This window comes from Superficieibacter electus, from assembly GCF_002915575.1.
Classification (GTDB): Bacteria; Pseudomonadota; Gammaproteobacteria; order Enterobacterales; family Enterobacteriaceae; genus Superficieibacter; species Superficieibacter electus.
The window spans coordinates 114336-140182 of record NZ_PQGD01000008.1; the positions used below are offsets into that span (position 1 = coordinate 114336).

The 25847-nt window shown below is 50.3% G+C and carries 27 protein-coding genes; 12 read left to right on the plus strand and 15 right to left on the minus strand.

Features of this window, described 5'->3' with window-relative positions; genetic code table 11:
- Positions 1-8: 8 nt before the first annotated feature.
- Positions 9-941 (minus strand): LysR family transcriptional regulator, encoded by a 933-nt coding sequence (locus tag CHU32_RS11545; protein WP_103675674.1) that lies wholly within the window; start codon positions 939-941, stop codon positions 9-11.
- A 316-nt stretch (positions 942-1257) separates the two neighbouring features.
- Here CHU32_RS11545 and CHU32_RS11550 point away from each other — a divergent pair, with 316 nt between their 5' ends.
- The 3 genes from CHU32_RS11550 to CHU32_RS11560 are packed head-to-tail and all read left to right on the plus strand — an operon-like array spanning position 1258 to position 4556.
- Complete coding sequence (locus tag CHU32_RS11550) at positions 1258-2400, plus strand: radical SAM protein (RefSeq protein ID WP_103675675.1); 1143 nt, start codon at positions 1258-1260, stop codon at positions 2398-2400.
- Between the two features lie 9 nt (positions 2401-2409).
- Complete coding sequence (locus CHU32_RS11555) at positions 2410-3645, plus strand: DegT/DnrJ/EryC1/StrS family aminotransferase (protein WP_103675676.1); 1236 nt, start codon at positions 2410-2412, stop codon at positions 3643-3645.
- A 17-nt stretch (positions 3646-3662) separates the two neighbouring features.
- Positions 3663-4556, plus strand: coding sequence for a PHP domain-containing protein (locus CHU32_RS11560; protein ID WP_103675677.1), 894 nt, complete (start codon positions 3663-3665; stop codon positions 4554-4556).
- Positions 4557-4635: 79 nt separating this feature from the next.
- Here CHU32_RS11560 and CHU32_RS28795 read toward each other — a convergent pair whose 3' ends face one another.
- From CHU32_RS28795 to arcA, 11 genes are all read right to left on the minus strand, one after another.
- Positions 4636-5088, minus strand: a complete 453-nt coding sequence (locus CHU32_RS28795; protein ID WP_103675678.1) for a transposase — start codon at positions 5086-5088, stop codon at positions 4636-4638.
- 74 nt (positions 5089-5162) lie between these two features.
- Positions 5163-5549, minus strand: a complete 387-nt coding sequence (ridA, locus tag CHU32_RS11570; protein ID WP_046495614.1) for a 2-iminobutanoate/2-iminopropanoate deaminase — start codon at positions 5547-5549, stop codon at positions 5163-5165.
- A gap of 122 nt (positions 5550-5671) precedes the next feature.
- A complete protein-coding gene (gene gbpA / locus CHU32_RS11575; protein ID WP_103675679.1) occupies positions 5672-7126 on the minus strand; it encodes an N-acetylglucosamine-binding protein GbpA in 1455 nt (484 codons plus the stop codon).
- Between the two features lie 348 nt (positions 7127-7474).
- Entirely contained in the window at positions 7475-7936 is a 462-nt protein-coding gene (gene pyrI / locus CHU32_RS11580; RefSeq protein ID WP_103675680.1) for an aspartate carbamoyltransferase regulatory subunit, read from the minus strand.
- A gap of 10 nt (positions 7937-7946) precedes the next feature.
- Complete coding sequence (pyrB, locus tag CHU32_RS11585; protein ID WP_103675681.1) at positions 7947-8882, minus strand: aspartate carbamoyltransferase; 936 nt, start codon at positions 8880-8882, stop codon at positions 7947-7949.
- A 2-nt stretch (positions 8883-8884) separates the two neighbouring features.
- Positions 8885-9022: a pyr operon leader peptide gene (gene pyrL, locus CHU32_RS11590; RefSeq protein WP_103675682.1), complete on the minus strand. Its 138-nt coding sequence runs from the start codon at positions 9020-9022 to the stop codon at positions 8885-8887.
- A 98-nt stretch (positions 9023-9120) separates the two neighbouring features.
- Positions 9121-9600 carry an arginine repressor gene (locus CHU32_RS11595; protein ID WP_103675683.1) on the minus strand — a complete coding sequence of 160 codons (480 nt, stop codon included), beginning with the start codon at positions 9598-9600 and terminating at the stop codon, positions 9121-9123.
- A gap of 132 nt (positions 9601-9732) precedes the next feature.
- Positions 9733-11136 (minus strand): YfcC family protein, encoded by a 1404-nt coding sequence (locus CHU32_RS11600; RefSeq protein ID WP_103675684.1) that lies wholly within the window; start codon positions 11134-11136, stop codon positions 9733-9735.
- 47 nt (positions 11137-11183) lie between these two features.
- Positions 11184-12188 (minus strand): ornithine carbamoyltransferase, encoded by a 1005-nt coding sequence (gene argF / locus CHU32_RS11605; protein ID WP_103675685.1) that lies wholly within the window; start codon positions 12186-12188, stop codon positions 11184-11186.
- 21 nt (positions 12189-12209) lie between these two features.
- On the minus strand, positions 12210-13145 hold the full coding sequence (arcC, locus tag CHU32_RS11610) for a carbamate kinase (protein ID WP_103675686.1): 936 nt from the start codon (positions 13143-13145) through the stop codon (positions 12210-12212).
- A gap of 10 nt (positions 13146-13155) precedes the next feature.
- Positions 13156-14376, minus strand: a complete 1221-nt coding sequence (gene arcA, locus CHU32_RS11615; protein WP_103675687.1) for an arginine deiminase — start codon at positions 14374-14376, stop codon at positions 13156-13158.
- 665 nt (positions 14377-15041) lie between these two features.
- On the opposite strand from arcA, the gene CHU32_RS11620 reads away from it, so the two are divergent.
- The 6 genes from CHU32_RS11620 to CHU32_RS11645 all read left to right on the plus strand — a co-directional run bounded on the left by CHU32_RS11620 (position 15042) and on the right by CHU32_RS11645 (position 21516).
- Positions 15042-15494 carry a YhcH/YjgK/YiaL family protein gene (locus tag CHU32_RS11620; RefSeq protein WP_103675688.1) on the plus strand — a complete coding sequence of 151 codons (453 nt, stop codon included), beginning with the start codon at positions 15042-15044 and terminating at the stop codon, positions 15492-15494.
- 233 nt (positions 15495-15727) lie between these two features.
- Entirely contained in the window at positions 15728-16702 is a 975-nt protein-coding gene (locus tag CHU32_RS11625) for an SIS domain-containing protein (RefSeq protein WP_103675689.1), read from the plus strand.
- Positions 16703-16712: 10 nt separating this feature from the next.
- Positions 16713-17543, plus strand: a complete 831-nt coding sequence (locus tag CHU32_RS11630; protein ID WP_103675690.1) for a PfkB family carbohydrate kinase — start codon at positions 16713-16715, stop codon at positions 17541-17543.
- Positions 17544-17640: 97 nt separating this feature from the next.
- On the plus strand, positions 17641-19209 hold the full coding sequence (locus CHU32_RS11635; RefSeq protein ID WP_245880212.1) for an amidohydrolase: 1569 nt from the start codon (positions 17641-17643) through the stop codon (positions 19207-19209).
- A gap of 77 nt (positions 19210-19286) precedes the next feature.
- Positions 19287-20705, plus strand: a complete 1419-nt coding sequence (locus CHU32_RS11640) for a YfcC family protein (protein ID WP_103675691.1) — start codon at positions 19287-19289, stop codon at positions 20703-20705.
- A gap of 85 nt (positions 20706-20790) precedes the next feature.
- The gene (locus CHU32_RS11645; protein WP_103675692.1) at positions 20791-21516 is read left to right on the plus strand and encodes a GntR family transcriptional regulator; all 726 of its coding nucleotides are present in this window, start codon (positions 20791-20793) and stop codon (positions 21514-21516) included.
- 40 nt (positions 21517-21556) lie between these two features.
- Here CHU32_RS11645 and argF (CHU32_RS11650) read toward each other — a convergent pair whose 3' ends face one another.
- Positions 21557-22561 (minus strand): ornithine carbamoyltransferase, encoded by a 1005-nt coding sequence (gene argF, locus CHU32_RS11650; RefSeq protein ID WP_103675693.1) that lies wholly within the window; start codon positions 22559-22561, stop codon positions 21557-21559.
- A 164-nt stretch (positions 22562-22725) separates the two neighbouring features.
- On the opposite strand from argF (CHU32_RS11650), the gene rraB reads away from it, so the two are divergent.
- Genes rraB through CHU32_RS11665 form a run of 3 tightly spaced genes read left to right on the plus strand, consistent with a single transcriptional unit; the run spans position 22726 to position 24685 of the window.
- Positions 22726-23139 (plus strand): ribonuclease E inhibitor RraB, encoded by a 414-nt coding sequence (gene rraB, locus CHU32_RS11655; protein WP_103675694.1) that lies wholly within the window; start codon positions 22726-22728, stop codon positions 23137-23139.
- A 48-nt stretch (positions 23140-23187) separates the two neighbouring features.
- Positions 23188-23946, plus strand: coding sequence for a tRNA isopentenyl-2-thiomethyl-A-37 hydroxylase MiaE (gene miaE, locus CHU32_RS11660; RefSeq protein ID WP_103675695.1), 759 nt, complete (start codon positions 23188-23190; stop codon positions 23944-23946).
- Positions 23947-23962: 16 nt separating this feature from the next.
- Complete coding sequence (locus CHU32_RS11665; RefSeq protein WP_103675696.1) at positions 23963-24685, plus strand: topoisomerase II; 723 nt, start codon at positions 23963-23965, stop codon at positions 24683-24685.
- Between the two features lie 43 nt (positions 24686-24728).
- Here CHU32_RS11665 and CHU32_RS11670 read toward each other — a convergent pair whose 3' ends face one another.
- Together CHU32_RS11670 and CHU32_RS11675 are read right to left on the minus strand one after the other, a co-directional pair.
- Positions 24729-25220 (minus strand): DUF3617 domain-containing protein, encoded by a 492-nt coding sequence (locus tag CHU32_RS11670; protein ID WP_103675697.1) that lies wholly within the window; start codon positions 25218-25220, stop codon positions 24729-24731.
- Positions 25221-25320: 100 nt separating this feature from the next.
- Complete coding sequence (locus CHU32_RS11675; protein ID WP_103675698.1) at positions 25321-25818, minus strand: GNAT family N-acetyltransferase; 498 nt, start codon at positions 25816-25818, stop codon at positions 25321-25323.
- Positions 25819-25847: the final 29 nt, after the last annotated feature.

Below are 25847 nucleotides of genomic sequence, written 5' to 3' on the forward strand. Positions count from 1 at the left end.
GATCGGTATCACAGGGATACCGGCCGCCCGGATGTTGTCGTGATCACCTCATGACAATAATCAATAAACTCATCTCTTAGCGTGTTATTAAATCGCTCGTTCCATGCCATCACAATATTCCAGATCGTTAACGGGTTATTGATAGGCACTGAAAGTATATCCTTGTGCTCATTATGATGGCAGGCGCTTTCAGGGATAAGCGCACAGCCAAAATTTTCTTTTACCAGCGAGAGGATGTTCGGGTAGCTACTGATTTCTTTAAGGTTTGCGGTTGCAACCGTATTTTTTAAAAAAGTCGATATAATATTGTAGGTGCCCCCGCAGATGTTCTCATCAATACACAGAAATATATTATTACTTAAGATGTCAATAATATTTTGTTGTTCCATTAAACGCTTTTGGCTTTGATGATATATCAACAGGAGACGATCGCGGCGGACGACCATTTGTTTTAAAAAAGTACCGCTTTGTTCACGCATGAATGCCAGATCCAGCTCCCCGGCCAATAACTTTTCACTCTGTGCTGCGGTAGGAAGGTCAATCAGCGTAATGTTTTTTTGTGGATGACTGGTCATGAAATTATTGATGAGGGCAGGGGCCAGGTCTCTGGTGGCCATGCCAAAGGCAACAGATAAATTATTAGGGTTGGTGAGGGTGTTAGCTTTGTTTTTTAATAAGTCGTAAGCAGTAAGAATATTATTTATTTCATTAAATAATAAATGCCCATTTTTATTCAAGATTGTACCACTCTTGATTCTGGAAAAAAGATCCAGGCCTAACTCTGCTTCAAGCGCCTGGATCTGTTTGGTTAACGTTGATTGCGTTACACACAAACGTTCCGCTGCTCGTTGAAAATTCCCGGTATTTGCCAATTCAATAAACGCTTTTAACACCTTTTGGTTCATATTCTTTTGAGGAAACACACAATTATTTTTTTTCATTATACAAACCAGTAAGAGATAAGTAAAAAGATAAATGCCGCATCTGAGCAAAAGACTATCCCCTGCCAGCCTTTTTATTGCATGAGGAGTGAGGACGGCATTCGGCTTGTTGTCAGGGTTTACGTTTAAAAATGCTAAACGCGACTATTTATCGACTTTCGAGGGTTAATTGCCTTGCTATAAGTTCATTAGTATTCATTCAAAAAATGATTTCAACTATATGTATAAAATTTAGTAATGCTTTTTGGCATTGCTGCGTTATTGTTTACCCCCAACATTGCTATATGCATTTTTTTCATAATGCAAGGAAAACAGCATGTCGATAGTGACCTCTAAATTGAGAAATTCAAAGAGAATATTAAATTCATTCTCGGAGATTATAAACAATACAAAATTAATTCATGGAGATGATGATCTTTACTCGCTACCGGTAATCAATGTTGTTGAGATACATCCCACGGACATCTGCGACCTGCACTGTCGTTATTGTAGCTACAAGAATCAACAAAACAGAGAAAGTCTTAATTTAAGTGCGCTGAGAAATCTACTGAAGTTAAAGCCTAAAGCCGTGGTTATTGCTGGCGGTGGAGAACCCACGCTTTATAGTAATGATGGTATTAATCTAAATGATGTTGTTGATTTTTTATTCGCGAATAACGTTGCCGTAGGGCTGATCACCAATGGTAGCCGTAAATTAAACGCTTCGACGCTGGATAAACTAAGCTGGCTCCGTGTTTCTCTGGATGCAATTACCGAAGAAGACTTTTTCGCCCTTAAACAAGGTAAGCTCTCTATAAGAACAAAATTTCTTCAGGCTGCCGTGGCGTCAAAGTGTCAGCATGTGGGAATTGGGTATTTATATGGTGATCATAACATTGCTAATTTGCTTACTGTTTGTCGTGATGTTTTTAGAGATTTTAATCGTCATGTCAATATCCAGTTCAGGCCAATATGCCGAATTCAGTCTTGCCATTGTCCCTCGCAGAATTATGCGAATGATAAACTATTCACGTCAGATCGTGAGTCTTTTTGGCTGGACCGTATTGAAAAATTGCATCAGCAATTACTGAAGACCGCCAGAGAAGATCAGGATTTATATAATTTCGTGATCAATAATACAAATTTATCAAACGTACTGGTAAACGTCGAGGAAAAATCTCTTCGTTTTAACCATTGTTACTCTACTTTAGCTCGCTGGTTAATCCGTGCCGATGGTAATATTTATCCGTGCGTGATGATGGCAACCAATGCAGGATTACCTATAGGTAATTTATCTTCGCTTGCTGTCGAGGAAATAAATTATAACCTAAAGGGTTACTATAATTTTGCGCCTGGATTCTGCAAGGGGTGTGAAAGTTGTTGCCGTTTAGCTGGCGTTGTTAACGAGACGGTAGAAGAGTCCATCACGCAGCCTGGCATGTTAAATAATAACAGTAATATTAATGATTATTTTTATTGAGGAATTACAATGAAAAATTTTCCCGGTTGGCCTCAGTTCGATAAACAAAGCTACCTTGATATCGAAGAGATTCTGTCTAGTGGCAAAGTAAATTACTGGACTGGAAAAAAAGGAATGCAGTTTGAACAGGATTTCGCGAAATGGAATGATTCCGCGTATGCTATTTCTTGTTCATCAGGCACCTCAGCCGTTCATATTGCGGTAAGTTCATTAAATATAGGGCCGGGGGACGAAGTTATTGTTCCTTCTTACACCTTTATCGCCACTTCCTTTGCCGTATTACAGGCGGGGGCCATTCCCGTTTTTTGTGATGTCACACGCGATCATACTATTGATCCGGCTAAAATAGCCGAGCTAATTACTCCACGGACGAAAGCCATCATTGTTGTTCATCTGTATGGCGTTGTTTGCGATATGGCTCCCATTATGGCGATTGCCAGACAGCATAATTTAAAAGTTATAGAAGACAGTGCCCAGTGTATTGGTGGTCTGTATCAGGGCAGAAAAACAGGAAACATAGGTGATATTGGCACCTTCAGCTTTTGTCAGGGTAAACACTTTACTACCGGAGGCGAAGGTGGAATGGTGGTCACCAATGATGAGGATATTGCCTGGGAATGTCGCGCGTTTCGTGATCATGGGTTTGATGTAAAACGAAAAATAGATTTGTTAACGTTAGAGGAACAAACGTTTCATGTGCATAATCGCATTGGTTTTAACTATCGCATGACCGAAATTCAATCGGCGATAGGAATAAACGAGTTAAAAAGATTTGATACGTGGAACCTCAAGCGCAGAAAAGCGTTTGCTGCCATTTACGATCAGGCATTTGCAAACATGCCGGAGATAGAATCGCTACCGTTTACCTCTGAAGAAAGAGAAAATGCTTACTGGTTATACCCGTTAGTGTTAAATCATGACACCTTCCCGGTTGATGCTTCAACGGTATTAGCAGAGCTTAAAAAAGCAGGTATTCCTGCCTTTAAAATTCAGTGGCCGGAAGCCTACGGCGAAAAAGTGTATCGTGAGCTAAATGGTTTTGGCAGCGCCAATTTCCCCTTTAAATCAAAGGAGTATACCGATCCAAAATCGGTAGAGTACACCCGCGTTGTTTGCCAACAAGCGAGAAGCCTGCTGCCTGTGACCTTTAGTCTTTATCTTCATCCCACGTGGAGTGTTGAACATATTCATGCCTGTATCCAGGGCGTGAAACAGGTTTTTGATAAATGTAAGGCATCTTTATAATTGCGGGGAGAAAGATCATGCAAAACATAGACCTTCATGTTCACTCTTCCTGGAGTGATGACGCTGATTATTCGGTCAGCAATCTGATAAAAATTGCTAAAACAGAGCAGGTTTCAGTGTTATCTGTTACCGATCATAATTCCTCTTCTTCAGTCGAAGAGGCAATTTACTGGGGGCATCAAAATAATATCCACGTGCTGCCGGGTATTGAAATTGACTGTTCGTTTGGCAACAATAACTATCATTTGTTAGGCTACGGTTATCGTCGTCATAGCTCCGATTTTACTGACATTGAGCATAATTTTAATCAGCTACAGCAGGCGGCCACACCAATAAAACTTGAGAAGTTAAAAGCGCTCGGTTTTTTCCTCAATGAAGAACATCTTTTTTCTCTCGCAGGCGATAGGGTTCCCCAGGAAGAGGAGATGGCGGAACTGATCCTTGAGGATGAACGCAATGCCGGACATTCGCTACTGGTGCCCTACCGAAAGGGCAATGCACGGGGAGATATGCCGCTGATTAATTTCTTCTGGGATTTTTTTGGCAAAGGAAAACCATGCCATGTTGAAATTGCTTTTCCGCCTCTGCAAGAAATGGTTGAGGTTATTCGTAGTAACGGTGGGATTCCCGTTATTGCGCATATTGGTGCCAATGTGAAAAGCGGGCATACCGATGTCATTAGCGAAATGATAAAAGTGGGTGTGATGGGGGTAGAGGTATTCTCCAGCTACCATGATAACGATCTTCGCCAGCAGCTTTATCACTATGCGCAGGATCGCGCCTTGCTGATGACCTGCGGCAGTGATTTTCATGGTAAGAATAAACCCAAGATCCGGATGGGAAGCTGCAAGCTCAGTTTAAGCGAAAGTGAAAAAGTTAATGAATTTCTGGAGCATGTATTGCTCTATTAAGCTGTCTGCGTAGCTATCTGCCCGGCAATGCATTACGCCGGGCATACTTGCAGCTGGCATAGATTTAACTTGCAATTGTTTATCCCGGATGGGTGATAATATAGCCAAGCATAACCATTAATAAAATTATCATGGCCCAGCAAAATTTGTAAAATGCATTATTGGCACCCATCCCCGAGCGGGCGAGAAAGGTGTTTTCTTCCTTAATATGCTTTGCCGATATCCGGCGAAAGCGGCGGATATAGTAAATACAATAAATTATGAAGGGAGGAATAACCAATGCGCCAGTCGGTTTGGGGAAAACCAGCGTGAGTAATACTGCAACCACAATAAACCCTAAATAGATAATCGGAGCGGTTGATTCAAGTTGTTTTAACTCAAGGCGCACACCTTCGGCATGTAATTCCTGCCAGCGCCGGAGCGTGCTGACGCTAAACCCATATTTTTCACATAATTCTTTGTTGGGAACGCCGCTTTTAGACTGGCGGAGAAAGTCAGCGATCTGCTCCTCAGTAAAACGTGCTTTTGCCATTGCTCTCCCTCCGTGGTCCTGGCGACCACGCCGGACGATTCAGACGCCCGGCATGGTACCGTTATGTCAGACGATTAACGGCGTACCGCGATGGCTTCAATCTCAATCTTTACATCTTTTGGCAGACGCGCCACTTCCACGCACGAACGTGCCGGGAAGGTCGCGTTGTGCTCGGTAAAGAACGCTTCATACGTGGCGTTAACGGTAGCGAAATCGTTCAGATCTTTAACGAAAACGGTGGTTTTCACAATATCGCCGACTTTCAGACCAGCGGCTTCGACGATAGCCTTCACGTTTTCCAGCGACTGACGCGCCTGTGCGGAAACGTCATCCGCGACGCTGCCGGTTTTTGGATCGACCGGGATCTGCCCGGAGGTGATGATCATACTGCCAAGGTCAACACCCTGAACGTACGGACCGATAGCTGCCGGTGCATTTTCCGTCGCGATGGTTTTAGACATAGTTTCTCCTGAAGTGGTTTGATGATTTCCAGCTAAGTGAAACCATTATACAAGTTTGTATTCTGTTTTAGCAGCCAACAAAAGGGATAGCCCACGCTATCCCTTTATGGATGACATCGTGGTTACTCCGTGACCACGGTCCATGCCATTTTCCAGGCAAATCCGACGCCCGGCTCATACTGGTTGGCATAGCGGCTCCACTGTACACAATAGCCACTATAAGGGAATGGGCGGCATTGATAGACTTTACTATCCTTGGGCTGAAGGACGCGGGTACCTGCTTTATAGGCGTTGAGGTGCGCCGGAAAAACGTACTGGTATTTGATCGCCGGGGCAGGTTCAGGCGTGGGCTGAACCGCTTTTTCTTTCAGCATCAGATCCACCACGCCCTGGCTGGCGATATCACCCGCGTCGTTACGGCCAACGTAGCGCAGCATATGATGTCCTGCCTGTGCTCCGGTTAGTTTGATGGTCAGGGTTTGAGATTGATCGCGAAGCGATTGACTGATTTGCCCTCTCTCATTGCCGCTGTGATCGCTCACGTTGGCCTCAAACTGAATGTGGCCCTGTGCGTTTGCCCGTAGCGTGACGGTCGCATTACCATGGTCAATCGCTGTGGCTGCAACATCTGAAACGGTCAATGACGATGTGGCGGCCTCTTCCCCGGTATAGAGGATCATGGTTTCCAGGTCGCTGCCCTCTTTGGCATATACCATGTTCGCCCCATGGACCGGCTCAATCGTACCCTCGGCATTTTTTATACCCGCGCGCAGATCGGGGTGGGCCGCGTTAATCGCGTTGGCCATTGCCCACGGCCACTGCGTGCTGGCCCCGGCGTCATCACTGGTAATGGTGAGCGTTGTGCGCAGGGAAGGGACTTCACCGTAAGCGTTGAAAAATTTCGCCACCACGCGATCTCCTGCTTTAAGCGCACCACCCTGAATAATACCGTTGAGCGTTTTCGTCCAGCCCGCCTGCGCGGCGCTGTCTTCACCACTGGCACCATTGCCAAAATCGACGTCAATCGCCTGATAAAAGCTGTTGGCAGTATCAGCAATTTCCCAGACCGCATAAATTACCTGATAGCCCGTGCGTTGCGGAACGTTACAGGAGTGAGTTACCTGGGTTGCGGGTATATTACCGTGACCATCAATGATACAGAACGGTTTATTTTCAAAGTCATCACGCGTCAGCGGTTTATTCTGATCCCAATTTTGTTTGGTAATATAATAACGCCAGTTGGTGGTCCTGTGCGGCGCAGTATGATACCAGCTAAAATTATTTTTACCGCTTTTAATGGGGGTCTTTACCCAGCGTGTAGGGCTTTGTTCATCCAGCGGTGAATACGCGGATTTCCCGGCGCTGGCCAGTTGCCCGTCTGGCGGCATGGCACCCTCAGGAAAACCGCTGGTTTGCTCTACGCTCTGCGGTTCCCACTGTACGGAGCCACAGTTGGCATTGTTACCTGATTTACACTGAAAGGCCCGACTGGCGGGTGATTCGACATAGCCGTGGGCAAATACCGGGGCGTTAAATAATAGCGTTGCAATACACAGCGAAGCCTTTTTAATTTTCATAATCCATCCCTTGAATAATTAATAAACTGACTGGCGAGTGTATTAATCGGCTTGCGCGAATTCAATGTGCTTTCAGGGTAATGATATTTAATGAGTGTGAGCCGGAAATAATGAGGTTTAAATGTGCTGTGATGATATTTTTTGATTAGACTCAAGCCAGCGGAAATAAAACCCACGCTTTCGGATATGCTTAAAGGAATAGTGCTATTCCATGCGCCGTTATGCCGGGTGGCGGCTTCGCCTTACCCGGCCTACAATTTATACATCAATGGCTTATCGTTAATCGTAGGCCTGTGCAAGCGCAGCGCCACCAGGCATAACCTGCCACGGTGTGACGCTTTTACTCGATCAGTTTGCCAGCACCACCTGATGGGAGAACTCTTTCTCACAATACTTACATTTCAGCGCAATATCGCTGACGCGCTTTTTCACGCTGAAGCTGGAGTTCACCGGCTCCGCGTGGCTGATGCAATTACTGTTCGGGCAGACCAGCACGGCATCAATCCGCTCTGGCAATTTAGGGTGCGATTTACCCACCACTTCATAATCGTCGATGCGGTTGACCGTTGCCAGCGGGGCATAGAGCGCCAGCTGGTCAACCTGTTCATCGGTCAGAAAAGTGTTTTCAATTTTGATGATGTCTTTGCGGCCCATCGCTCCGGACGGCAGGTTCAAACCAACGGTGACGCGTTGTTCAGTTTCGGTCAGTTTAAACAAGGTCAGTAGCCGGAAGCCGACCTGAGCGGGAATATGATCGATGACGGTGCCGCGTTTAATGGCTTCAACTTGCAGTTTGTTATCGTGTGTCATGGTCTTCCCCTTACAGTACTAAGTCTTGATTCAGAACCAGCGCCAGCAATGCCTGGCGGGCAAAAATACCGTTTCCGGCCTGCTGGAAATACCAGGCGTGCGGCGTTTTATCGACGTCGGTGGCGATTTCATCAATGCGCGGCAGCGGGTGCAGCACTTTCATGTTTTCGCGTGCGCCGTGAAGATCGCTGGCGCGCAGAACAAACTGCGCTTTAACATTGGCGTATTCTGACGGGTCGAGGCGTTCTTTCTGCACGCGGGTCATATAAAGAATATCCACCTCGGTCACGACCTCATCAATGGCGTGGTGCACGCTCCAGGCGATGCCCTTTTCATCCAGCATATCCAGAATGTACTGCGGCATCGCCAGCGCATCCGGGGCGATAAAACAGAAACGGTTGCCGCTGAATTTTGCCAGCGCCTGGGCCAGCGAATGCACGGTACGGCCATATTTCAAATCGCCCACCATCGCGATAGTAAGATTTTCCAGTCGCCCCTGCGTTTCCTGGATGGTGAACAGATCCAGCAATGTTTGCGTCGGATGTTGGTTCGCACCGTCCCCCGCATTAAGCACCGGAACCGTGCCGGAGAACTCGGTCGCCAGACGCGCCGCGCCTTCTTGCGGATGGCGCATCACAATGGCATCAACATAGGTGCTGATTACCGAGATGGTATCCGCCAGCGTTTCCCCTTTTTTGCCAAGCGACGTGTTAGCGCTGTCGGAGAAGCCAACCACGCTGGCCCCCAGACGATGCATGGCGGTCTCAAAGGAAAGGCGGGTTCGCGTCGAGGCTTCGAAGAAGCAGCTGGCAATCACTTTATGTTTCAGCAGCTCTGGTTGTGGAGTCGCTTTCAGCGTTGCGGCAGTCACCAGAACCAGCTCCAGCTCTTCGCGGCTGAGATCGTTGATGGAAATGATATGTCTCTGAAATAACGGATTAGCCATGTTTATCTCCTGACGCCTGGGCAAAAAAAAGCCCCTACAATGAGGGGCTTTGAGAATTGATGGAGCAACGGGAAGAAAAACGGCAGGCCGGCACCCTGTTTCAGGTGCGCGAAGACAGTATGTCGTAGACACTGGACCATGCTTCCTCCCGGCAAATTGCCCGCGATTATACTCAGCTCTAAAGCGGGATCAAGCGATAAATGGCGTTTTTATTCAACGCAAACGGTTCTATTGAATATTAATTCATTTTAAGTATGTAATTAATCTGCTTATGCACCAGCGCAGTTCGCTTCACCGCCCGGGGCGCAACCCAGACAATATTGCCGCTCGCCACAATACCCAGCACTTCCGGCAGCGCATGGTGATCGAGAATACGTGCCACTGCCCGCCCGTAACCAGCGACGGTATGGATGAGAATAAATTCGCTGTTGTGCTCCACGCTGACCACCATTTCCGCCACCGATCGCGCAGCGTCCGGGGCAGGGCGCAGTTTAGGATTCAGCGAGTAGATTTTTTGCCCTTTGGCATTTCTGATTTTTATTACGCCGAGCAGCGAGAGCAGGCGCGAAACGGAGGACTGGCTGATATTCTCAAAGCCATGCAACTGTAAGTCACGGCGAATTTCCTCCTGCGAAAGGTAGCTTTTCTCGGCAATCAGACGCTGACACACGGTGAGCTGAAGTTGTTCTTTGGCGGAGTATTCACCATATTCCTTCATAGGTTGATCCTGTCAATAGTATGGGGTTAGCAGGCAATTCTTCTCGCCGGCACAGAAGAGAGTCGTCAGACGTCATCCAAAAAGCAGGGCGCTGCCTGTAACCTGCGCAGCGCCACTGCCAGCGCATTGGCCTTATAGTAATGCCCCCACGCTTAAAGTTGCCATAATAACCAACGTCAGAATGACCAGTAGCGGTGCCACCCACTTCAAATAGCGAACGTAGGGGACACGCGCAATTGCCAGCCCACCCATGACCACGGCAGACGTTGGAGTAACCAGATTAACAATCCCGGAGGCCGACTGATAAGCCGTGACCACCAGATCGCGCGGCACACCGGCGAAATCAGCGAGTGGAGCCATAATAGGCATGGTGAGTACCGCCAGGCCCGACGATGAGGGCACGAGGAAGGAGAGGATCACTTCCAGCCAGTACATCACATTAATAAACGCCATGCTGGACAGGCCGCTGACCGTTTGCTCCGCACTATGAAGAATAGTGTGAGTAATCATGCCTTTATCCATAATCACCACGATGCCGCGCGCGATGCCGATAATGAGCGCTACGCCCAACAGCTCGCGTGCGCCATTGATAAACGTTGACGTCAGCTCCTCTTCACTCATTCGGGCGATGAGGCCGACGAGGATTGCGGCAACAAGGAAAACCGCCGAGATCTCCGCCATCCACCATCCCTGCACGGCTACGCCATAGATCATTACGGCAAACGCGAGGGCAAAAATCACCAGAATTATCTTCCGTAGCGGGGTGAATACCAGAGATTCCTGGGTTTTGCTGCCGAGAAAATGCGCCCGGTTTTCTTCTTGCTTATCGGCGACGATAGAGCGGGAAGGATCTTGCCGGACCTGACGGGCATAACGCATCACCCAGACCACGCAAATGATCCAGCCCACCACCAGTAACACGGCGCGAAGGCCAATCCCCGCGGTAAAAGGAATACCGGCCGCATTGGCGGCAATCACCGTGGCAAAAGGATTAATCGTTGAGCCAAGCGTGCCAATACCCGCGCCAAGAAGAACCGTTGAGGCCGCCACTACCGGATCAAAACGTGCCGCCAGCATTACCGGGACCAGCAGGGTATAAAACGGTAATGACTCTTCCGCCATCCCGTAAATGGTGCCGCCAGCGGCAAAAAGCGCCATCAAAATCGGGATCATCCACTCCTCGCGTCCACGCAAACGGAGGGTGACCCGCTCAATCCCGGCGTCAATCGCGCCCGTTTTGGTCACGATACCGAGAAAGCCACCGATGATCAGAATAAACAGCGCCACGTCGATGGCTCCCGCCTGGCCAGTTTCGGGATCGTAGAGTCCGCTAATCGGAGCCATCACGACCGCGATAAATCCTTGTGGATGGGCGGCAACGTGGGCATAAGTACCCGCTACCGGGACTTCTTTGCCCAGCGTATCGTTCAGTGCCATATGATATTGTCCGGCCGGGATAAGCCAGGTCAAAACGGCAACCAGGGCGATAAGCACAAACAAAATCGTGTAAGCCGAGGGGAATTTAAATTTACTCATAATAGTTTCCCTGTCCCGGCCCGCCGCTCAGCAGGCCGGGAGCGTGATTAATCGCCGAGTGTCGCTACCATCACCGCTTTGATGGTATGCATACGGTTTTCCGCTTCATCAAAGACGATGGAATGCGACGATTCGAATACCTCTTCCGTGACTTCCAGCCCTTTCATGCCATACGCCATTTCAATTTCACGGCCGGTTCTGGTGTGCTCGTTATGAAAGGCCGGCAGGCAGTGCATAAATTTCACCTGCGGATTGCCAGTGGCTTCCAGTACCTGCTGATTAACTTGATAAGGCTTCATCAGGCTGACGCGCTCCGCCCACGCTTCCTTCGGCTCACCCATCGACACCCACACGTCGGTATAGAGGAAATCCACACCGTGCACGCCTTCATCCACGTCATCGGTAAGGGTGATGCATGCGCCGGTTTCCTTTGCGATAGCACGGCATTGCGCCACCAGCGTCTCGTCGGGCCAGAAAGATTTCGGCGCGACCAGACGGATATCCATCCCCATCTTCGCTGCGCCGACCATCAGGGAGTTACCCATGTTGTTGCGCGCGTCGCCGAGGTAGGCAAAGCGCAGATCCGCCAGCGTTTTGCCCGGCGCATGCTCCAGCATGGTCATCAGGTCGGCGAGGATCTGCGTGGGGTGAAATTCATCCGTCAGCCCGTTCCACACCGGCACGCCAGCATAGGTGCCCAGCTCTTCAACAATTTGCTGACCGAAGCCGCGATACTCGATGCCGTCGTACATGCGGCCCAGTACCCGCGCGGTATCTTTCATTGACTCTTTATGGCCAATTTGCGATCCGCTGGGGCCGAGATAAGTGACTTGTGCACCCTGATCGAACGCGCCGACCTCAAACGCACAGCGGGTGCGGGTGGACGTTTTTTCGAAAATCAGAGCGATATTTTTGCCCGTCAGCTTCGGCGTTTCGCGGCCCGCTTTTTTAGCTGCTTTCAGTTCAATCGCCAGATCGATCAGGTACTGTATTTCTGCCGGGGTATAATCCAGCAGCTTGAGAAAGTTGCGGTTTTTTAATGAGATAGACATAGTTAATTCCTTTTTAAATGATTAGAGAGCCGGAGACGTGATGTTTTCCATACGGATCAACGTGCCCTTATCACCGGCCAGGATCGCTGCGCCATCGGCCAGCGCACCGATCCCGGCGCGTCCGTGGCAGGCTTCCACATAGCGGCAGCAGGCGGCGATTTTGGGTCCCATTGATCCGGCATCGAATGTCATGTTTTTGAGCAGTTCCGGCGTCGCCTGGAGTAAAGGCCGCTGTCCTGGTGTGCCCCAGTCGAGGTATACGGCGTCAGCGTCGGTGAGGATTAGCAGCGCATCGGCATGAAGCTGGCGGGCCAGCAGCGCAGCAGAGAGATCTTTGTCTATCACTGCTTCAACACCGTGGTAGCCGTCGGCTTTTTGCACGACCGGTACGCCACCGCCGCCGTTGCAAATCACCAGGTGATCGCGTTCGATTAGCGCCTGAATGGCGTCGCTTTCTACGATGTGTGCGGGCTGGGGAGAGGGCACCACGCGGCGAAACCAGCGGCCATCGGGCTTAAACGTCCAGCCTTTCTCGCGTCCGAGCATGTCGGCCTGCGCCTGGTCATACACCGGGCCAATGTATTTGGTCGGGTTACGGAAGGCCGGATCGTCCGCATCAACTTCCACCTGAGTCAGCAGCACGCTGACGTTACGTTCAGGTAGCTGATTTTTAAGCGCCTGTTGCAGCATGTAACCGATCATGCCCTGACTTTCTGCACCGAGAACGTCAAGCGGATAGGGGGTGACGGCATCGCAGGCACTGTTCTGTAACGCCAGCAGGCCGACCTGCGGCCCGTTGCCGTGGACCAACACCACGCGCCATTGCCGGGTCAGGCTGGCGATGATCGCGGCAGCCAGGTCAATATTTTTACGCTGAATGTCAGCTTCCAGCGGTTCACCGCGTTTGAGCAGGGCATTGCCGCCGAGCGCGACCACCAGAGTGGGTTTGTTTTCCATCACAGGCTCCTTAAATGTCATCACGTTCCAGCGGGCAGCTCATGCAGCGTGCGCCGCCGCGTCCGCGACCCAGTTCGTCGCCGGGAATGGGCAGCACGGTGATACCGGCTTTGTCATATTTTTCATTGGTCCAGACGTTACGCTCGTAGCCCACCACCACGCCGGGGCGCAGGGTCAGGACGTTATTGGCGTCGTTCCACTGTTCGCGTTCCGCTTCGAAGGCATCGCCGCCAGTAGTGATCAACCGCACCTGGTCGATGCCCAGTGCTTTTTCAATGGCGTGGAGCAAACTGGTTTCCTGAACGCGATCCAGGCCGCCGCGTCCGTCCGGGGTCAGGGTCCAGCACTGGGATTCTTTACGCACCACTTCGGGGTAAACAGAAAATGTGTCTATATCGATATGGGTCATTACCGTATCGAGGTGCATACAGGAGCGATGCTTAGGCAGTTCGACTACCACCACGCGTTCGGCCTGGCGGTGTTTGAATAACGAGGTCGCCAGAAATTCAACGCCTTGCGGGGTAGTGCGCTCCGAGAGACCGATCAGCACGGCCCCCCGGCCAATCACTAAAACGTCGCCGCCTTCAAGCGTGGCGTGATCGTAATTAATATTTTCGTCGCCGAAATATTTTATAAAATCGCCACTGGCAAATGCCGGATGCCAGCGATAAATAGCGCGTAAATTATTAGTTTCCCGTTGGCGGGCAGGTTTGGCCATCGGATTAATTGACACACCGTTATATATCCAGCATGAGGTATCGCGGGTAAATAAATGATTGGGCAGCGGCTTCATAATAAAATCATTAGCATCATGAGTATCCACAACTATATTTTTAATAAATGAAGGTATTTCGCCGTAGGTCAGACCGCCGCTTAAATGACGCGCCAGTTGTCGGTGCTGCATATCTGCCAGCCAGCCCCGAACATCGCAGGCAAAGCCAGGCCCAAGCCGATAATCTGAAACCTGAGTGCTGAGCAGCCAGTCTTTTGCTTCTGGAATATCAAGGGCTTGTGCCAGAAGATCCGTCAATAGCAGCACTTCCACGCCCTGATCGCGTAGCGTGCTGGCAAAAATATCATGCTCAGCCCCCGCACGTTCAACGGATAAAACATCATCAAAAAGCAGTTCCTGACAATTCGATGGCGTTAATCTTTTCAGGCTGAGATTGGGTCGATGAAGCATTACGCTTCGCAGTTTCCCCACCTCGGAACCAACGTAATTTTTTTCCATAATTATTCCTTGATGCTTTATGTAAATATCAAGAGGGAGCGACGAAAATGTATTTCGCATTGGTCGCCGACAATTTATTTCCTGATGGATAATAGTTTCTTTGGATGGTGAGAATGTGATTCAGGTCACGTGATAATAGTGGCTGGAAGAATTGTTTATTATTTATGACAGGCGTCAGAAATTAGTTATTTAACTTGATGTGACAAATGAATGAATACGCCTTTAGCGCCAGGATTATTCTTGCTTGTTAATGATATGTTGTTTGTTAAGATTGCTGGTAAATAATTAACTAATTGAAAAATATAATATTATTTATTGGTTTTTTTAAATTATGCAAAAAACATAAAATATTATTCAGAACCTAAGTTAAATTAATAAATAACTATGCTCATTTGCTGCAAAAAACCTGGAGACTAAAGTGTGATGTATCGATTGTTTTTATTATAAAAGCCTAATTTTCATAAGCTTAACAGATTGAAATGGATTTACATTTTTCAGAGTATGCATAATCGATGCATAAAAAGCGAGGCGCGATCACAGGCGGTTAATCTGATATCCGATAAACATGCGCTACCGCAAGAGTTCACCAGAAACGGGTGGCAGGTTGAAAGGATTGATCGTATAACGGAAGAAATGAAACATCGTTTTAATTAAGAGGGGTTATTATGATCGTCGGCAATATTCATCATCTACAAAACTGGCTGCCTGAAGAACTGCGTCAGGCCATTGAACATGTTAAAGCTCACGTCACCGATGCTACGGCAACGGGCAAATACGAAATCGATGGCAGCCGCCTGTTTTACATTCTCTCTGAAGATATGACCGAGCCTTTTGAAAAGCGTCGTGCGGAGTACCATGCCCGCTATCTCGACATTCAAATTATTCTCAAAGGTCAGGAAGGGATGACCTTCAGCACGCTCCCGGCGGGTACGCCAGACACTGACTGGCTGGCGGATAAAGACATCGCGTTTTTAGCGGAAGGTGCCCAGGAGAAAACCGTGGTACTGAGCGAAGGGGATTTTGTGGTGTTTTATCCGGGCGAAGTCCACAAGCCGCTGTGCGCGGTCGGCGCACCGGCGCAGGGGCGTAAAGTAGTGGTTAAGTTGTTGATGGCGTAATCACTGGTTAAGATTTTTTTCCTGTTTAAATGCGCTAGCTTTGCAGATAACACCTGCAAAGCTGCCGCGCCTTTCCTGCTTCTCTGTCAATAAACCTCCTGTTCTGACGTTCTCCTGCCAGCCGCGGCGTAGTAAAAATATGATTAAGATCTCATTAATACGTATTATAACGTATTAATGTTGTTGCGCAATGAATCCTCTTTACAGACATTTTTATTGGAGAAGTTATCTGTATGAATAGCAAAGAAATTATTTCCTCACTGCTGGAGAATGTTAAAGAGAAGGGCGGTATTAAGCAGATTTTCCTGGTGGCATGTGGCGGATCGCTGGTGGATATGTATCCGGCGAAATACTTCTTTGACAGCGAATCCACGACCCTGCATGTCGGCATGTATACTGCCAACGAATTTGTGTATGCAACACCTAAAACTCTGAGCGAGAATTCGCTGGTGATTGTCTGTTCGCATGGGGGCAATACTCCGGAATCGGTCGCTGCCGCCAGGCTGGCCCGCGCGCGGGACGCGCAAACCGTTACGCTTACGCATAATGACCAGGCGCAGCTTATCGACTACGCGAGCCACAATATTCTCTATGCCTGGGGGAATGACACTAACGTGGTGGATAACCCGATGGCGATTATCCTCAGTTTGTGTGTCGAGGTACTTGAGCAGGTTGAAGGTTATGCCAGCTATGCTGACTTCCAGCGCGGGATGGAACAAATCAACGGTGTGATTGCCCGCGCCCGCCTGCAGGTCAGCGACCGTTGCCAGCGTTTTGCCCGGCGTTTTCAGGATGAAAACCTTTTTTATATTTTGTCCAGCGGGGCCTCTTATGGACATGCCTATGGCTTTGCGATTTGCTCGCTAATGGAAATGCAGTGGCTGCATGCGGCACCGATCCACTCCGGTGAATATTTCCATGGGCCGTTTGAAGTCACGGATAAAGAAACGCCGTTTATCCTGCTGATGAACGAAGGCCGTACCCGCGCGATGGACGAGCGCGCCAGTGATTTTCTGGCGACCTACGGTGAAAAAGTGGAAGTTGTCGATGCAAAAGAATTAGGCATTGGTGTTCTTCCGCCGGATGTGGTGGAGTTTTTCAATCCGGTATTGTTCTACAGCATCATGTGTGAATATCGTTCGGCGCTGGCTGAAATCCGTCAGCATCCGCTGGAAACTCGTCGCTATATGGGGCAGGTCGCCTACTAAAGGGGTTATTATGAACGTCATTGGTATTGGCGATAATGTCGTCGATAAATATGCGCACACGCGCACGATGTATCCTGGTGGTAATGCGCTTAACTTTTCCGTGTATGCAAAAATGCTGGGTCATCGCGCCGATTATCTTGGCATATTTGGTAATGATAGTGCGGCGCAACATGTTATTTCGGTTGTAGATGAACTGGGTATTAATCGACCCTACTGTTTACAGGTTGAAGGTGAAAACGGCTGCGCGCAGCTTAAAATAGAACACGGGGAGCGAATATTCCTTGGCTCTAATGCTGGTGGCATCCGTAAAACGACCTCAATGGATTTTATCTTTGAGCATAAGGATTATCTGCATGAGTTCGCGTTGATCCACAGCGGTTGTTACAGCTATATAGAAGATCAGCTTCCGGCGCTGCATCAACTGGGTATCCCGCTTTCTTATGACTTCTCAGATGACTTTGTTCTCGAACAGGCTTTACCGCTTTGTCGTTACGTTGATTTTGCTTTTTTCTCCTGCGCCGAATACAGCCCGGAGCAAACGCAGGACATCATGATGCAGGCCAGCAAGGCGGGCAGCGGCATCGTCTGCGCTACGCGCGGTAGTGAGGGCGCTTTATTGTATGACGGTAAACAGTGGTATCACCAACGGCCACAATATGTTGTCCCTGTTGATACCATGGGGGCCGGCGATGCGTTTATTACCGCTTTTGTTTGCCATTACCTCGCCACAACGCATCGTCAGGCTGACGAGGCGCTGGTGCAAAGTCTTCAATACGCTGCCGATTTCTCCGCACAGATTTGTTTAAAAGAGGGCGCGTTTGGCTACGGTATTCACTACTAAGCAATAACCTTTTTTTGATTATTTTTGTATGTTTCTCACCCATCTCTATGGGTGGGAAATGCGGGACTGTGCCATTTTTCCTGTAAGGGAAAAGATTATGAATATGAATAATAGTGCCGATCTTATTTTGCAGTCTGAAAATATATTTACGGCTGCCAGCAATAGTTTATTTTCGGGATATATTGTCATCCGCGACGGTGTAATTATAGCGATGGTACCTGCCGGGCAGGATATTCGTCCCTGGTGCGGGCCTGACACCCAAATACGCGAACTGGGTGAGCGACTAGTGTGCCCGGGCTTTTGCGACAACCATACGTTTTTTACCGGCTATATGAGCATGCGGCGCGGTGTGGATCTCTCGCAGACCGACAACAGTACGCAAGCGTTAGCAATACTGACCGCGGCGGCAGCGCAATTATCGACAGATGACAGCCTTTATGCCTGGGGATGGTCAACATCACGCTGGGGCGCACTGCCGGACGGCGAAGTACTGGATATCGCCTTTCCCCAGCGGCCGGTCGTCGCCATTAACAATGACAAAAGCTACTGCTGGATGAATCAGGCGGCGATTGCCCGCTATGGCTTTACGCCGGGTGAATGCAGCGCAGAAGCGCGGGTGCATTTGCTTAATGAGATGCTCGCTGACACCTCCCGGGTGCGAGAAGAACTGCGTGCATTTATAGCAATGCTTGCCTCGCGCGGTGTGACGGCGATTAAAGATGTCTGTTTTGACAGCGCCCCCGCATTACTGGATGCATGGGCGGAACTGGAGTCGCAAAACACGTTACCGCTGCGCGTGAGCCTGGTGTCTGAACCGGTCGCCGAACCGGTAAATTTCGCTTTCGGCCAGCGGGCGCTCGCGCGTTTTCACTCTCCACGGCTGCGTTTTCACGGCTTCAAATTCATGGTCGATGGCGTTATTGCGGATCATACCGGCGATATGCTGCAACCCTATGCGGATCGGCCGCAGACGCATAACGAAAAACCGGTCAATTACGAGGCGCTGCGCCAGCAGGTACTGGCGGCGGACCGGGCGGGTTTTGATTGCTGCCTGAACGCGGAAGGGGATGCCGCCATCCGCCACTGTATTGATATCTTCGCTGCCTGCCTGCAAAACAATCCGCCGCGCCTGCGCCACCATTCCATCAGCGATCTTGAATGTCCGCATCCAGATGATATTCCCCGCATGGCGGCGCTGGGTATCTATGCGGAAGTCTATGCCCAGATCCTTCTGCTTAACCCCGGCGTCGCTGAGGCCTGGATGCGCGAGCGCGGCGGTGACGAGCGCGAAGCGCAGTTTTACGACTATGCGGCGCTTTTTCGTGCGGGAGTAGTTACCACCATCGGCACAGACCTTCCTCTGTTTATCCCCAGCATTCCGGATTCCATGTACGCCGCCTGCTGTCGGCATTTTGTCGATGGCTCACCAGCGCAAGGATGGTATCGCGAGCGTGGCATGACCCGCCAGCAGCTGCTTTTAGCCTGGACCAGGCATAGTGCGCAGCATCACGGCACGCTGGCGCAAACCGGCAGCCTTGAGGTCGGGAAATACGCAGATATCGCGGTTTTTGACCGCAACTTACTGGCGTGTCCGGATAACGAGGTGCGATCAGCCCGCGTGGTATTAACGCTGGTTGAGGGGAGCGTCACCTACGACACGTTATAGCGAAAAAAGATGCCAGTTTCACCTTCTGTCGCCGCGTGAACAAAGGCGATAAAGCGACTATCTTACCGAGGCAGATTATGCGTATTTTGAAAATAAAATGGGCGGTACCCCACTGCTACGCTCTGATCTTTTTTATCATTATTATTGTTGCCATCTTAACCTGGTGTATTCCCAGCGGCAGCTTTGACTATCATTCTGTGACCTTGCCTGGCGGGGAGACCAAAACGCTGGTCGTTCCTGGCTCTTATCATCTGCTGGACAAAGTGACTGTCGAAGGCGATTTACGCCAGGGCGTGTCGGCTATTCTTGCCGCGCCGCTGGAAGGGATCATTAAAGCGGCTGACGTCATTGCTTTTGTACTCATTGTTGGTGGTGCGTTTGGCATTATTATGCGTACTGGCGCTATTGAACGCGGTCTGCACGTGCTGGCAGAACGTCTGGCCGGGAAGGGGATTCTGGTTATACCGCTTTCCATGACGCTCTTTAGTCTCGGCGGGGCGACCTTCGGTATGAGCGAAGAAGTTATTCCGCTGTACGCTGTTTTCATTTCGTTGATGTTTGCGCTGGGCTATGACTCGCTGACCGCTATTCTGATCTTATTTCTGGGTACCCAAATCGGCTATGTAGGGGCGATGACCAATCCGTTTTCGGTGCTTATTGCTCAGGGCGTCGCGGGAATCCAGGGCAACCCTCAACTATGGTTACGGGCTATCGCCTGGGTGGTGTTCACCGGTATGGCGATTATTTTCACCATGTGGTACGCCCACCGGGTCAAACGCTCCCCAACAATCTCGCCTGTGTATGAAAGCGATCTACAGATCCGCTCGCAGTTTATGACCACACAGTCCGGGACAGTGACGTTTTCGTGGAGTGACCGGCTGATCATTGCGGCTTTTGTCCTGGCGCTGGCGATTATTTCGTGGGGGCTGATTACTCGCGGCTGGTATATGATCGAAATCGGTACGGTCTTTTTAGCGCTGGGCCTGTTCTCCGGCCTTATTCATAAAATGAACGCCACTACCATGGCAGAAAACTTTGTTGAAGGCTGCAAAGAATTTGTTTATGCGGCGGTGGTGATCGGCCTGGCGCGCGGCATTCTGGTGGTGGCGGATAATGGCAAAATTATTGACACGCTGCTTTTCGGACTCTCTGAAATTCTGGATGGCCTGCCGCACTATGCGTTTACCACCCTGATGCTGCTGGGCCACAACGTCATTACTTTCTTTGTTCCCTCCTCGTCAGGGGAGGCTGCACTGACGATGCCGGTCCTGGCTCCTTTAGGCGATTTGGTTGGCGTGAATAAAGAGGCCATGGTCATGGCCTACCAGTTTGGTAACGGCCTGACTAACCTGATTTCTCCTACGGGCGGCGTGCTGCTGGCCGGGCTTTCTATTGCCCGCGTAGGTTTTGGGCAATGGTTGAGAGTGATCATGCGTTTGTTCCCGCTGCTGTGGATAACCAGCGCCATTTTCGCGGCTGTCTCAGCCTGGGTGTAGGGAATATGCGCGCTGTCGTAGTCTGACATGCGCGCATCCTTTATAATTTGGGTTCGGATCATCGACCCAGTGGGTAAAAAACGCTATGTCGGGTTATGGACTACAGCAGCATACGGCTGTCCCGTTATACAGACAGTTAAAAGATAAAATCCTCAGCGATATTGCCAGCGGAAAGCTCGCTGAGGGCGCGAAAATACCTACCGAAGTCGAACTCAGCGAGTTATACAACATCAGCCGTGTGACGGTGCGTAATGCCATTAAGGAACTGGTGGCAGAAGGTTATCTGGTCAAAAAACAGGGCAAAGGGACTTTTGTTTGCCTGCCTAAGATCGAACGCAAAGTCGTTCATCTGCTGAGCTTTACCGCCGCCTGCGAAAGCAGCCATCTTCCCACCACCAGCCGGGTATTACAGACCGCGATCCTCGACGACTATCGTCATGTGCGCCGGGCTTTACAGCTCAGTGATGATGATGCTGTGCTCTATATCCAGCGCCTGAGAATGGCAGGAGAGCTGCCGCTGATGCTGGAAAATAACTATTACTCATTACAGCGGTTTGGATTTTTACAGCAGGAAGATCTCAGCGGCTCGCTTTATCAGTTGTTAACAGAGAAGTACGGCATTTGTCCTACCCACGCCGGTGAGACCACGGTTGAAATGGTGCGTGCCCATGCGGACACGGCTCCCCTGTTGCAGCAGCCTGCCGGAGAACCGCTATTTCTGATGAAAACGCTGATTATGGATGGTGAATATCATCCGATACACTACGGCGAACAGTACATTGTTGCAGAGCGCTACAAATTCAGCTTTTAAGGAAACCGACTGCGGAGACAGTCGCTTTCCCTGCCGGAGATTATTCCGCCAGCGTCGCCACCATCACCGCTTTAATGGTATGCATCCGGTTTTCCGCCTGGTCGAACACGATACTGGCTGCCGACTCAAATACGTCGTCCGTGACCTCCATGCCACCGTGCAGCCCGTACTGTTCGGCCATTTGCTTGCCGAGAAGCGTCTGGTCATCGTGAAACGCGGGCAGGCAATGCAGAAATTTCACCTGCGGATTACCGGTTAACTGCAGCATAGTGCTGTTTACCTGGTAATCGCGCAGCAAGGCGATACGCCCGGCCCATTTTTCTTTTGCCTCGCCCATCGACACCCAGACATCGGTGTAGATAAAATCCGCGCCCTGGACGCCCGCAGCAACGTCTTCCGTCAGGGTGATTTTGCCGCCGGTTTGTGCCGCCAGCGCCTGACACTCGGCCACCAGATTTTCCTCCGGCCAGCAGGCTTTTGGTGCCACCAGCCGCAGATCGAGACCCGTCAGCGCCGCGGCTTCCAGCATGGTATTGCCCATATTGTTGCGGGCATCCCCGGCATACACCAGCGTCATCTCACTGAACGATTTCCCCGGCAGATGCTCCTGCATGGTCAGCAAATCCGCCAGCAATTGCGTCGGGTGAAACTCGTTGGTCAGCCCGTTCCATACCGGTACACCGGCAAACTCCGCCAGCGTTTCCACCACCTCCTGACCATGGCCGCGATACTGAATGCCGTCGTACATTCGACCCAGTACGCGGGCAGTGTCTTTAATCGATTCTTTATGGCCGATCTGGCTGCCACTCGGGCCAAGATAAGTGACGCGCGCGCCCTGATCGTATGCGGCAACTTCGAAAGAGCATCGTGTACGGGTGGAGTCTTTTTCGAAGATGAGCGCGATGTTTTTCCCGCTAAGCTGCGGCACTTCCCGGCCCTGTTTTTTATCCGCTTTGAGTTTTGCGGCCAGTTGCAGCAGCGTCTGGAGTTGCGCAGGGGTAAAATCGAGTAGTTTTAAAAAATGTTTCTGGTAGAACGACGACATATTTCCCTCTCATGACGCAGGTCACTTGTTGAATTAAAATTCAATTTATATGTATGAATATGCAATTGCAAGCCTGAGTCATAAATCTTTGCCGGATGGGCTGGAGGCAATGTCGGCGGTGTGTGACAATATAAGTAACTGCGGCAATTTATGAGGACCCTGCCATGGCAAACCCGGAATACCTGGAAGAGCAGCGCGAAGAAACGCGTTTAACGATTGAAGAGCTACTTGAAGACGGCAGCGATCCTGATGCCCTGTACACCATTGAACATCACCTTTCCGCTGACGACTTCGATACGCTGGAGAAATTCGCGGTCGAAGCCTTCAAGCTGGGTTATGAAGTGACCGAGCCGGAAGAGCTGGAAGTGGAAGAGGGCGACACGGTCATCTGCTGCGATATTCTCAGCGAATGCGCGCTGAATGCCGATCTGATCGACGCGCAGGTTGAGCAACTGATGACCCTGGCGGAAAAATTCAACGTTGAGTATGACGGCTGGGGCACCTACTTCGAAGATCCGGATGCCGAAGACGGTGAGGAAGAGGATATCGACGAAGATGACGACGGCGTGCGTCACTAAGCTATAACCCGGTGCGGCAGTCCAGCTGCCGCACGCTCAGGACCCTTCATGGATTACTCACACTTACTCTCCCCTGTCACCCGATTTCTGCACTGCCCGACGCCTCAGGCGTGGATCGACAAAGCCCGCGATCCGGCAAACCTGCCGCTGTTACTCACCGATCACATGGTCTGCGAACTCAAAGCCGCGCAAACCGCGATGCTGCTGGTGCGTAAATATGTCGCCGATAAAGACGGCGGCGACGCGCTGCTGGCATGGCTGCAGCCCTATGAAGCTTTTACCTTCCGTGAAGGACCGGAGCCGGACTTTCTTGCGCTGCACAAGCAGATCGGTAAAAGCGTGATGCCACGCACTGACGATCCGTGGGGACGCCAGCTTATCGACAGTATGCTGCTGTTAATTAAAGAGGAATTACACCATTTCTGGCAGGTGCGTGAGGCGATGGCGGTGCGTAATATTCCTTACGTCAAAATCACGGCCAGCCGCTATGCTAAAGGGATGCTGAAAGAGGTGCGCACCCACGAGCCGCTGACGCTAATTGATAAGCTGATTTGCGGCGCGTATATCGAAGCCCGCTCCTGCGAGCGTTTTGCCGCACTGGCACCGTATCTGGATGAGGATTTGCAGAGGTTCTACCTCTCCCTGCTCCGTTCTGAAGCGCGCCATTATCAGGATTATCTCGCGCTGGCGCAGCAGGTTGCTGGTGATGATATTGCACCGCGCGTGCAGCATTTCGGGCGCATTGAAGCAGCGCTTATAACGACTGAGGACGCTGAGTTCCGTTTTCATAGCGGGGTCCCGGTCTGACAATACAGGACATCACATGAAAAAATGGTCAACCGCTCTGCTGGCTGGCGTTATCTCATTTATGGCTTTTGCCTGGATTGCCCATCGCTCTCCCGCCAAAACGGACGATGAACAATTTGACGCCATCGTCAGCACCATGCCGACGTATCAGGTCCTCAAAGAGCAGGAGCCGCAGCTCTGGCAGTCCATTCGTACCCGCGCGTTGACCATGCAAAAGGAAGGTAAAATCGAGCAGCAAATTGTTGATGCCATCCAGCCGCAGGTGCTGAATTTGCAAATGCAGCGCCTGCAAACCGCACCGGATGAAAACGTCGTGGCCTACATGAAAATCAACATGGAACAGACCGCCGCCGTGCAGAAGGTCAGCGACGACGACTGCTATCGTTTTTTATTCCCGGATGTGAAGGGTGGGATTAACCCGATACGCATTTTGTCGCAGGATCTGTTCCATCGACGCATGGAAATCGACGCCGCCATGATGCGTGCCGCTGTCGGGCCGAATAAGCACACCGTGACGCCACAGGAGCGTGAACATGCGCAGCAGGATATTAAACCCGTTGCTCAGCAACTGAGCCAAAAATACGGTCAGGATCTGGCAATTATGTCCAACCCGGCAAGTGGCGTCGGCAAAGAAAAAATCACCTGTAATATTGTGCAGGATCTGTGGAATGGCGTCCTGACGCTGCCGCAGGACAAAGCGGCTGGCGTTATTCGCTTTGCTATTGATTCATCAAAATAAATTGAGCAGGATCTGATGCTTTGCCTCAGATCCTGCTCGTGTGTTATTTCGTTCCCGGCCCTTTAGATGCCTCAGAGCAGGTTTTGCCAACAAAGGTTTGCCTGACTTTATTGGTTGAAGACCTTTTCTGACCATATGAGTCCATATCCATTTTCATGTCTATGGAAAATTCAGTATCGCTAATTTTTGTGGTTTCGACGACCGAATGGGTTTTGGTTTTGTCATTATTACAAACGGTTTCGTTAACCAGTTTTGTATCCGTACTTTCTAAAAAAGTTACCGTACATCCCCCTTCAGTGTGACTAAATCCTTTAACCATTTTTTTAGAGTCGGCCGCCATTTTTGGGGTGTAACAAATGTTGCTTGCCACGCCGGAATTTTTTGGGTCCATCAGTACCTGCCCGGTATCAACGTCAACCGTTCGCATGTCGATATTTTCCATCTTCCATTCACCGGCTTGAATATCAAGTGCAGAGGCATTATGGGCGGTAATAAATAATGAAGATAATAATAGCGCGGGTACAATACGTTTCATTTATAACATCCTTGAATAATGAAAAACCTTCTGGATGCCGAATGGTCATCCAGAAGGGAGTTATAGCAGGAAATAAAAATTCAGGCGAGGATATTCAGGCTTACAGCGATTTTAACATCCGCACTTCGCAATCGACATGCCCGGTACAGCCCAGCGGATAGTCGATATGCTGGAACCCCAGATGTTCATATAACCCGATCGCTTCTTTGAGAAACGCTGTCGTTTCCAGATAGCAACGTTTAAACCCCTGCTCGCGCGCATGATCCATCGCCATCAGCGCCAGTTTTTTCGCCAGTCCCTGGCCGCGCGCCGAGGGCAGGAAATACATTTTCTGCAATTCACAGATATCTGGCTCGCTACAGGCCAGCGGGGCAATGCCGCCGCCGCCAACCACCTTACCGTCCTGCTCCACCACCCAATAGGCGTGACCGGGTTGACTGTAGAGCGGGTGTAGTTCGTCCAGATTCGGATCGGCCACCGTATAGCCTTTATCGGCGGTCAGACCATATTCAGCGGAAACCTGACGGATGACGGCGGCGATGGCGGCATTATCCTGAGCCGTCAGGCGGCGCAGCGCGAGCGTGCTGACTACATTCATAACATTACCCAATTACACATTACATACTT

Coding starts and splice junctions, on each gene's coding strand:
- CHU32_RS11545 (WP_103675674.1), bottom strand. CDS start 941: ATGAAAAAAAATAATTGTGTGTTTCCTCAAAAGAATATGAACCAAAAG.
- CHU32_RS11550 (WP_103675675.1), top strand. CDS start 1,258: ATGTCGATAGTGACCTCTAAATTGAGAAATTCAAAGAGAATATTAAAT.
- CHU32_RS11555 (WP_103675676.1), top strand. CDS start 2,410: ATGAAAAATTTTCCCGGTTGGCCTCAGTTCGATAAACAAAGCTACCTT.
- CHU32_RS11560 (WP_103675677.1), top strand. CDS start 3,663: ATGCAAAACATAGACCTTCATGTTCACTCTTCCTGGAGTGATGACGCT.
- CHU32_RS28795 (WP_103675678.1), bottom strand. CDS start 5,088: ATGGCAAAAGCACGTTTTACTGAGGAGCAGATCGCTGACTTTCTCCGC.
- ridA (WP_046495614.1), bottom strand. CDS start 5,549: ATGTCTAAAACCATCGCGACGGAAAATGCACCGGCAGCTATCGGTCCG.
- gbpA (WP_103675679.1), bottom strand. CDS start 7,126: ATGAAAATTAAAAAGGCTTCGCTGTGTATTGCAACGCTATTATTTAAC.
- pyrI (WP_103675680.1), bottom strand. CDS start 7,936: ATGACACACGATAACAAACTGCAAGTTGAAGCCATTAAACGCGGCACC.
- pyrB (WP_103675681.1), bottom strand. CDS start 8,882: ATGGCTAATCCGTTATTTCAGAGACATATCATTTCCATCAACGATCTC.
- pyrL (WP_103675682.1), bottom strand. CDS start 9,022: ATGGTCCAGTGTCTACGACATACTGTCTTCGCGCACCTGAAACAGGGT.
- CHU32_RS11595 (WP_103675683.1), bottom strand. CDS start 9,600: ATGAAGGAATATGGTGAATACTCCGCCAAAGAACAACTTCAGCTCACC.
- CHU32_RS11600 (WP_103675684.1), bottom strand. CDS start 11,136: ATGAGTAAATTTAAATTCCCCTCGGCTTACACGATTTTGTTTGTGCTT.
- argF (WP_103675685.1), bottom strand. CDS start 12,188: ATGTCTATCTCATTAAAAAACCGCAACTTTCTCAAGCTGCTGGATTAT.
- arcC (WP_103675686.1), bottom strand. CDS start 13,145: ATGGAAAACAAACCCACTCTGGTGGTCGCGCTCGGCGGCAATGCCCTG.
- arcA (WP_103675687.1), bottom strand. CDS start 14,376: ATGGAAAAAAATTACGTTGGTTCCGAGGTGGGGAAACTGCGAAGCGTA.
- CHU32_RS11620 (WP_103675688.1), top strand. CDS start 15,042: ATGATCGTCGGCAATATTCATCATCTACAAAACTGGCTGCCTGAAGAA.
- CHU32_RS11625 (WP_103675689.1), top strand. CDS start 15,728: ATGAATAGCAAAGAAATTATTTCCTCACTGCTGGAGAATGTTAAAGAG.
- CHU32_RS11630 (WP_103675690.1), top strand. CDS start 16,713: ATGAACGTCATTGGTATTGGCGATAATGTCGTCGATAAATATGCGCAC.
- CHU32_RS11635 (WP_245880212.1), top strand. CDS start 17,641: ATGAATATGAATAATAGTGCCGATCTTATTTTGCAGTCTGAAAATATA.
- CHU32_RS11640 (WP_103675691.1), top strand. CDS start 19,287: ATGCGTATTTTGAAAATAAAATGGGCGGTACCCCACTGCTACGCTCTG.
- CHU32_RS11645 (WP_103675692.1), top strand. CDS start 20,791: ATGTCGGGTTATGGACTACAGCAGCATACGGCTGTCCCGTTATACAGA.
- argF (WP_103675693.1), bottom strand. CDS start 22,561: ATGTCGTCGTTCTACCAGAAACATTTTTTAAAACTACTCGATTTTACC.
- rraB (WP_103675694.1), top strand. CDS start 22,726: ATGGCAAACCCGGAATACCTGGAAGAGCAGCGCGAAGAAACGCGTTTA.
- miaE (WP_103675695.1), top strand. CDS start 23,188: ATGGATTACTCACACTTACTCTCCCCTGTCACCCGATTTCTGCACTGC.
- CHU32_RS11665 (WP_103675696.1), top strand. CDS start 23,963: ATGAAAAAATGGTCAACCGCTCTGCTGGCTGGCGTTATCTCATTTATG.
- CHU32_RS11670 (WP_103675697.1), bottom strand. CDS start 25,220: ATGAAACGTATTGTACCCGCGCTATTATTATCTTCATTATTTATTACC.
- CHU32_RS11675 (WP_103675698.1), bottom strand. CDS start 25,818: ATGAATGTAGTCAGCACGCTCGCGCTGCGCCGCCTGACGGCTCAGGAT.